Origin of the sequence: uncultured Sphingomonas sp. (assembly GCF_936927845.1) — a bacterium.
GTDB lineage: Bacteria > Pseudomonadota > Alphaproteobacteria > Sphingomonadales > Sphingomonadaceae > Sphingomonas.
Genome location: NZ_CAKZHV010000008.1, coordinates 1 through 7,973, shown reverse-complemented (window position 1 = coordinate 7,973; position 7,973 = coordinate 1). Strand labels below are relative to the sequence as shown.

Annotated in this window: 7 protein-coding genes; 4 read left to right on the top strand and 3 right to left on the bottom strand. The window is 57.9% G+C overall.

What is annotated here, in order from left to right:
* Positions 1 to 159: 159 nt before the first annotated feature.
* Complete coding sequence (locus tag Q0579_RS02085; RefSeq protein ID WP_298808631.1) at positions 160 to 462, top strand: hypothetical protein; 303 nt, start codon at positions 160 to 162, stop codon at positions 460 to 462.
* Positions 463 to 470: 8 nt separating this feature from the next.
* On the opposite strand, the gene Q0579_RS02080 is transcribed toward Q0579_RS02085, so the two are convergent.
* The 3 genes from Q0579_RS02080 to gmd all read right to left on the bottom strand — a co-directional run bounded on the left by Q0579_RS02080 (position 471) and on the right by gmd (position 3,098).
* Positions 471 to 758: a hypothetical protein gene (locus Q0579_RS02080; protein ID WP_298808630.1), complete on the bottom strand. Its 288-nt coding sequence runs from the start codon at positions 756 to 758 to the stop codon at positions 471 to 473.
* 451 nt (positions 759 to 1,209) lie between these two features.
* Positions 1,210 to 2,061, bottom strand: a complete 852-nt coding sequence (locus Q0579_RS02075; RefSeq protein ID WP_298808627.1) for a GDP-mannose 4,6-dehydratase — start codon at positions 2,059 to 2,061, stop codon at positions 1,210 to 1,212.
* Positions 2,061 to 3,098, bottom strand: a complete 1,038-nt coding sequence (gmd, locus tag Q0579_RS02070; protein WP_298808624.1) for a GDP-mannose 4,6-dehydratase — start codon at positions 3,096 to 3,098, stop codon at positions 2,061 to 2,063. Before gmd ends, Q0579_RS02075 begins: the two co-directional genes overlap by 1 nt.
* A gap of 663 nt (positions 3,099 to 3,761) precedes the next feature.
* Between gmd and Q0579_RS02065 the strand changes: the two genes are divergently transcribed.
* From Q0579_RS02065 to Q0579_RS02055, 3 genes are all read left to right on the top strand, one after another.
* Positions 3,762 to 5,222 carry a lipopolysaccharide biosynthesis protein gene (locus Q0579_RS02065; protein ID WP_298808622.1) on the top strand — a complete coding sequence of 487 codons (1,461 nt, stop codon included), beginning with the start codon at positions 3,762 to 3,764 and terminating at the stop codon, positions 5,220 to 5,222.
* A complete protein-coding gene (locus Q0579_RS02060) occupies positions 5,219 to 6,385 on the top strand; it encodes a glycosyltransferase family 4 protein (protein ID WP_298808620.1) in 1,167 nt (388 codons plus the stop codon). Before Q0579_RS02065 ends, Q0579_RS02060 begins: the two co-directional genes overlap by 4 nt.
* A gap of 327 nt (positions 6,386 to 6,712) precedes the next feature.
* A complete protein-coding gene (locus Q0579_RS02055; RefSeq protein ID WP_298808618.1) occupies positions 6,713 to 7,882 on the top strand; it encodes a glycosyltransferase family 4 protein in 1,170 nt (389 codons plus the stop codon).
* The last annotated feature ends 91 nt before the right edge of the window (positions 7,883 to 7,973 follow it).

The window sequence follows — 7,973 nt, the reverse complement described above, 5'->3', positions numbered from 1 at the left end:
CCTTTTCGACGCCGATCACCCCGCTACCGGGGTCCCTTTTCCACGCCGATCCACACCGATCGTGCGCTGCGTCTCATGGAATGTGCGTCGAGCGAGACTATCCGTCTCAACTAATGTGCGCCAGAAACCGCTCGTTATTGCGCGTCCGGGCGAACATCATTGCAGGCCGCTATACGTAGTGAGCTGGGGGATCACTGCTTCCATACTCTTTGCGATCGGGTCATCGCGCACCTGGAGAGCTTCCGCCGCAACGTCGACGCCAACATCGCCTATGTCGCCGTCTCGCGCGCCAGGAAGCACGCCGCCATCTACACCGACAACGCGACCGCCTCACTCGCAACATCGAGGGCCGCGACGGCGCCAAAGGTCGGCGCGATCGACGAAATGCTGACGAGGAAGCGGGCCGCGATCACCATCCCCATGCCCGTCAGAGCAATAGGGATGGCGACCGGATCAGGTTGAGGCACACCTCAGCCGCGACGGCGGATTGCCACCACCACCAATCCAATGCTGAGCGCACCACCCGTGACTAGGAATGAGTAAATCGGGTTTATACGCAACATCACGAACATGAGCGCAAAGCATAACTCCCCAATTACGAGAGCACCAATAAGTGGTATTGCTCGTCTTACTATTCCTTGATCGCCCGCCTTGTAGGCAAGCCTTTCCATATTTGCTGGGTTGAGGAATAATGCCCGAGTGATGAGAAGAATGGCGAGGCCGACGACCAATACGATCAGAATTGCATGGTTGCTCATTGGCCCATCCGGCACGTCTAAGGCATATTTAGGCCAGCGGCATCCTCTGCTCGATCCAGCCCTTGTTTGACGAGGTCTTTAACGATGGAGGGGGCGCCTTTTAGAAGGTCAGCGACCCGATCGTTCACAAAATCCCTTGTAACTGGCGTTCCATTGCCCCCGCTCCGTTGAGCAACGCTCCAAGAGACTGAAGGCCGTTCCCGATCGCGATTGTCGCCAGAGAGTCGCTAAAGCCTACACCGCCGAAATACGCCAATGCGGGATCAGCAGTCGCAATTCCGATCCCACCGCCAATTGCACTCACGCCAGCAGCTAAATAACCACCTGCCGCGACCTTCTGCCCCAGCGATGTAAGCGCGTCTCCCCACCGACGGTCTTGCCTCTCATAAGACTTGCAAGCCGGCTGTCTATTCTGCGGCGGATCGGCGACGATTTCACCCTGCCCGCACGGTCATGCTGGGGCCTGCAGCATCCATCCCAGCGTATCGGTCAGATCACGCGGGCGCCAATCGGGTAAGGTCGCATGCAGTCGGGTGGCATCGCCGCCCAAGACTTCCACGTCGTTCTCGCGCACGAATGCGGGATTGACCTTGACCTCAGGTCGATAGCCACTGAGCTCAGCCAAGACATCGAGCATGTCGTCGATCGACCATAATGTGCCGGTCGCCACGTTGAGCGTCGCCGGGGGGGGCGTGTCAGCGGTGATCAGTCCGACATACGCCTCGGCCACTGCGCGCACGTCACCGAAGTCGCGCTTCACCCAAAGGTTGCCCAATTCTATAACTTCGGCGCGCCGTTTGAAGTGACTGACGATCTTGGGAATCAGATATTCGGTGCCCTGCCCTACGCCCGTGTAGTTAAACAGCCGGGTCGCGCAGAGCTCCAGTTGGTTGTCCCAACGCCGTGCGCCCCACTCCATCGCCAGCTTGCTGACCGCATAATGATTGGCCGGGTTGGTCGGCGCGTCCTCCGCGATCAGCCCCTGGGCTCCAGGACCATAGACTTGCGCGCTGCTGGCCAGCACGCAACGCGCGCCCGGTCGGTGTCGCGCGACCGCGTCGAGCAGGTGAAAGGTACCGAGCTGGTTGACCGCGTAGAACGCCTTCCAATCGCTGGCGTCGACGAACGCCTTGCCTGCGAGGTGGATCACCCGGTCGAAGTCGGCAGCCGATATCGCGCGGTCGACTGCAGCAGGATCGGTTAGGTCCACCGAGAGCGGCACACTGGTCGCACCGGCCTGTTCCAGCGCCGCGGTAACGAACTGGCCGGTGAAGCCGTTGGCGCCGGTCAGTGCAACACGCATCAGAACGACCAGCCGGCCTGATTTCGACGCATATCGGCTTCAACCATCAAACGGGCGAGTTCCTCCAGTTGCACGGTTGGTTCCCAACCGAGGTCTGCCTTTGCCTTGGCGGGGTCACCGATCAGCAGTTCCACTTCGGCAGGGCGATAGAATTGCGGATTGACGCGCACCAGCAGCTTGCCGGTCTTTGCGTCAACGCCGGTCTCGTTCTCGTCGTTACCCGACCACATGATCTCGGTTCCTACCTGCTTGAAGGCCAGCGTGACGAAATCGCGTACCGTTTCCGTGCGATTGGTAGCCAGCACATAGGTCTCGGGCGTGTCGTGTTGCAGCATCAGCCGCATGCCTTCCACGTAATCCTTGGCATAGCCCCAGTCGCGCTTGGCATCCAGGTTGCCGAGTTCAAGCAGTTCGGCCTTGCCGAGCGCGATCTTGGCCACGGTGTCGGTGATCTTGCGTGTCACAAATTCACGGCCGCGCAGCGGGCTCTCGTGGTTGAACAGGATGCCGCTGGTGCCGAAGATACCGAAACTCTCGCGGTAGTTCACCGTCAGCCAGTGCGCGTAGAGCTTGGCAACACCGTAGGGACTGCGGGGATAGAAGGGGGTGTCCTCGTTCTGCGGGATCGCCTGAACCTTGCCGAACATCTCGGACGTGGACGCCTGGTAGAAGCGGATATCGCGGTTGACCGTGCGGATCGCCTCAAGAAGATAAGCAGCACCCAGTCCGGTGATCGCCCCGGTCGCGATCGGCTGGTCGAACGACACGCCGACGAAGCTTTGCGCGGCGAGGTTGTAGACCTCCGTCGCTTCCGACGTCTCGATCAGGCGAATGGCCGAACCCATGTCGGTCAGGTCGTATTCGACGAGCTTCAGCTTGGAATCCTGCATGATGCCCAGCTCCTCGATACGCCAGAAATTGACGGAACTGGTTCGCCGATAGGTGCCGTAAACAGTATACCCACGACCGAGCAGGTTCTCCGCGAGATAGGCGCCGTCCTGGCCGCTGATCCCGGTGACGATGGCGGTTTTACTCACGGACTTCCTCATTCTGGACGATTGGCACACACTGCTCGTGTTTGTAGGCAGCGAGGATGGCCTGTAGGGTTGGTTCCGACGTATATCTACCCGTAGCGGACGCAACGGCTTGCATATAGAAGCTACCCATCCATATCCTACCAAGTCGCTGTCGGAGATTATATGCGCCTGCTAGCTTTAGTCTTGCTCGCCGCTCCCACCGCGGCTTGGTCGCAGTCACAGGCAGTTCCAGCCACGGCAAATGCACCTGCGCAGATCAGGGCCCCTTTGCCGAGCGATGTCACAGTCGAGGACCGTACCATTCCACTCGCAGCATCACCACAGGACGAACGTGTCTTGAGTGAGAACGAGTCTTATAACTTACTACGCGCCTCCGAGGGCAGACTCGGAGTTCGTCTAGGCAATGATATGAGCTATCGTCTAAATAGAAAAAAATAATTTACCCTGTATGTACTGTTTGTGTAATGCATACGCTGCGCTCGTCTGGATCAAAGTGTGAAAGTAACTAACGAACTTTCTTTAAAGGTTTTTTTACCGTAAGGTGTTTAGCGTCCTCTTGTTTGTCGGCGCGCCCTTGTTTCTTCAGGTCAGTCGGGTAATCACACGCGTTGCGCGATGACGTTTTTGCCGCCAAACGCGCCGGCGTGCACGTAGCGATCACCCATGACATCCTTTAAAGCCAAGGTCCTCTCCGCAGGGCTGTGGAGTGGCTTCGATGCTGGACTGCGCTTCGGTGTTCAGTTCGGTGTGTCGATCGTGCTGGCGCGGCTTCTGTCGCCGACCGACTTCGGCATCTTCGCACTAACGGCGGTGTTCATCTCGCTGTCGAGCGTCTTGGTCGATGGCGGCTTCTGTTCGGCACTTGTGCAACGCGCGGAGATCAGCCGGGACGAAGAGACCGCAGTCTTCTGGTACAATGGGATCGCGGCACTCGTACTGGGCGGCTTGATCGCCGCAGCGGCACCCGTCATGGCACGCGTGTTCGGCCACCCCGTGTTGGAACAGCTGCTGTACATCAGCGCGATCATCGTGCCAATCAACGCCATGGCCGCGGTGCCGGGATCGCTGATGCAGCGGCACCTGCGCTTCGATCTGCTCGCCAAGTCGGGGCTGACCGCGTCCATTCTTAGCGGCATCCTGGCCGTGGTGCTGGCGGTGAACGGCGTCGGTATCTGGACCTTCGCATGGCAGGCGCTGGCGCATGCGGTGATCAACGTCGTACTGTTGTGGCTGCTCAGCGGATGGCGCCCACTGCGCGGCGCATCGATCACCGCGGCGCGCCCGCTCGTCCGCTTCGGCTTCTTTCTATCGCTGTCCAACCTGCTTGAGGTCGCTTATCAGCAGGGTTTCGCTCTGGTCATCGGCAAGCTCTACGGCGCGCGCGATCTCGGCTACTTCAACCGCGGGCAAAATCTACAGACGCTACCCGCCAATGTGCTGACGCTGGTCATCACTCGCGTGTCATTGCCGGTTCTCTCGACCAAGTCGGAGCCGGCGGAGCTGCGGCGCGGCGTGAAGTTGGCTCAAGGCATTGCCATGATGGGCAACCTGCCGCTGATGGGTGCGCTGATCGCCGTTCCCGACCTCATCATCGACGTGCTCTACGGCCCGAAATGGCTGCCAGCCGCACCGATCCTGCGTATTCTCGCGATTGGCGGCCTGCTTATTCCTATGAATGCAGTCAACCTCCAATTAACGCTCGCTCGTGGGCGATCTGAACTATATTTTCAGACCGAGACAATTAAAAAGATCATCGGTATCGTCATTGTATTTTTAGCTAGTATTTACGGTGGAGTAATTGGTCTAGCCATCAGTCAGGTCGTATTCCTGTTCCTATCATTCGCGGCAAATGCCACCGTCTCGGAACGGTTCAGCGGCTATTCACCGTTCCAACAGCTATGGGACCTGCGCGGCCCGGCGCTGCTAACGATGGCTATGGTGGCGCTGATCTTAGTGGTGAAACCTTTTCTCGGCTTCGGCAGCCTGATCAACCTAGCCATTCTGTCGGTATTAGGTGGCGCGTTCTTCATTGGCACCGCGTTGCTGCTACGCGTGGGGGCGACTGATCAATTCATCGCACTGCTACCTACCCGGCGCGTATTTTCGAGAAAGAGTGGTGTATGAAAGTCGCAATCGTTCACGATTGGCTGACGCTGAAAGGCGGTGGTGAAAACTGCCTAGATCAATTTCTTAACCTCTACCCGCAAGCTGACCTGTTCTGCGTCGTTGACTTTCTTCCCGAAGCGGAGCGCGGGTTCCTTGCTGGACATCGTATTACGACCAGCTTCGTGCAGAATTTGCCCGGTGCGCGCAAACATTACCGTTCGTATCTGCCGCTGATGCCGTTGGCTGTGGAGCAGCTTGATCTGACCAGTTATGATCTAGTAATTAGTTCAACCGCATCGGTTGCTAAAGGAGTCATAACTGGTCCCGATCAGGTCCACATAGCCTATACACACAGTCCCATGCGTTATGCGTGGGATCTTCAACATCAATATCTTGCCGAAGCTAAGATGATGCGTGGCTTGAAAAGCTTCATTGCGCGGGTAGTTCTGCACTACATGCGACTATGGGATCTTCGAACTGCTAACGGCGTTGATCAGTTTGTGGCTAACTCGAACTTTATCGCACGCCGTATTCACAAGGTTTACGGCCGCTCAGCCATCGTTATCCACCCACCGGTCAATCTCGACCGTTTCACCCTGTGCGAACAGAAGGACGACTTCTACGTCACCATGTCGCGCATGGTGCCCTACAAACGCATTCCGCTGATCGTTGAAGCGTTTCAACATATGCCTGACAAGAAGCTGGTGGTGATCGGCGATGGACCTGAAATGCCGGCGGTACGCGCAGCAGCCGGACCCAACGTCCAGATCATGGGGAAACAGCCCGACGCAGTGGTGGCGGACCACCTGCAGCGTGCTCGCGCATTCCTGTTCGCGGCGGAAGAGGATTTCGGCATTGCGCCCTTGGAAGCGCAGGCGTGCGGTACACCGGTGATCGCGTATGGCAAGGGTGGTGCCCTGGAGACGATCCGTGGCTGGCCGGGACCTGGCCGAACAGGCGTGTTCTTTCCCGAACAAACGCCTGAGGCGATCGTGGCTGCCGTGGCAGAGCTGGAAGCGGAGAACGACGCGATTACGCCCACTGCGTGCCGCGAAAATGCCGAACGTTTCGCCGTTAAGCGCTTCCGGAACCAGTTTGGAGATTTGGTCAACCAGGTTATGCGTACTCACGAAAACGCACATTCTGCCCTTAACGTCTCCAACGGTTTTCAACTTCAATAGATCAGTAATGCAATCATCTACGTGGCAGCATCAGGCGGGTTACAACGTCGGCCACCAGCAGGGTGGGTTATAAGATCCCAGTGTTTGTGAGAGATGCGCACCCTGGGAGCCGGTTTGATGCCCGCTTGTGGCTAGCTAATTTTGTGTGATTGTGCTCATGAAGGCGTTGATGTCATTTACCGCGTGCGCCAAGCTAATCGCTTCTTTCGCACTAAAATCCACAATAGATGCGTTTTTTGCACAAACTGCTCTGCTACGTATGAGAGCTACCGATCAACTCGTCGCCTGTCTGCCCAGCCAGCGCAGTCTTTCTAGGAACAATAGTATATGAAGGTCGCAATCGTTCACGATTGGCTGACATTGAAGGGAGGTGCGGAAACGTGCCTGCATCAATTCCTTGACCTTTACCCGCAAGCCGACCTGTTCTGCGTTGTCGATTTTCTACCCGAAGCAGAACGCGGGTTCCTTGCAGGACATCGTATCACAACCAGTTTCGTGCAGAAGTTGCCGGGTGCGCGTAAGCACTATCGATCGTATCTTCCCTTGATGCCGCTGGCGGTTGAACAGTTCGACGTCACCGGCTACGATCTGGTGATCAGCTCAACCGCGTCAGTTGCAAAAGGCGTCATAACCGGGCCCGACCAGCTACACATCGCTTATACTTATAGTCCGATCCGCTATGCCTGGGATCTTCAGCACCAATATCTGAGAGAGTCCGGGCTTACCGTGGGTGTGAAAGGGCTGATCGCGCGCTTGATCCTCCACTATATGCGCCAGTGGGATAGCCGAACGGCGAACGGCGTGGATCATTTCGTCGCCATCTCAGGTTTCATCGCGCGGCGTATCCGCAAGGTCTATGGTCGCACTTCGGCGGTAATCTATCCGCCGGTCAATCTCGACCTTTTCACCCTGTGCGAACAGAAGGACGACTTCTACGTCACCATGTCGCGCATGGTGCCCTACAAACGCATTCCGCTGATCGTTGAAGCGTTTCAACATATGCCTGACAAGAAGCTGGTGGTGATCGGCGATGGACCTGAAATGCCGGCGGTACGCGCAGCAGCCGGACCCAACGTCCAGATCATGGGGAAACAGCCCGACGCAGTGGTGGCGGACCACCTGCAGCGTGCTCGCGCATTCCTGTTCGCGGCGGAAGAGGATTTCGGCATTGCGCCCTTGGAAGCGCAGGCGTGCGGTACACCGGTGATCGCGTATGGCAAGGGTGGTGCCCTGGAGACGATCCGTGGCTGGCCGGGACCTGGCCGAACAGGCGTGTTCTTTCCCGAACAAACGCCTGAGGCGATCGTGGCTGCCGTGGCAGAGCTGGAAGCGGAGAACGACGCGATTACGCCCACTGCGTGCCGCGAAAATGCCGAACGTTTCGCCGTTAAGCGCTTCCGGCATGAATTTGCGCGCTTCGTTGTCGATGCGGCGGATGCGCGCCGCCAAGCGCTCGCGGCTCCGATCTCTGCACCCAGCTTGCAAAATCTGGCTTAGTCTATCGTACCTTGATCAACACGAAGAACCAAGCAGGGTAAGCGTCCGGTGACGGCGTCACCTCAAACGGGCCGGTAGTTCCACGGCAGCA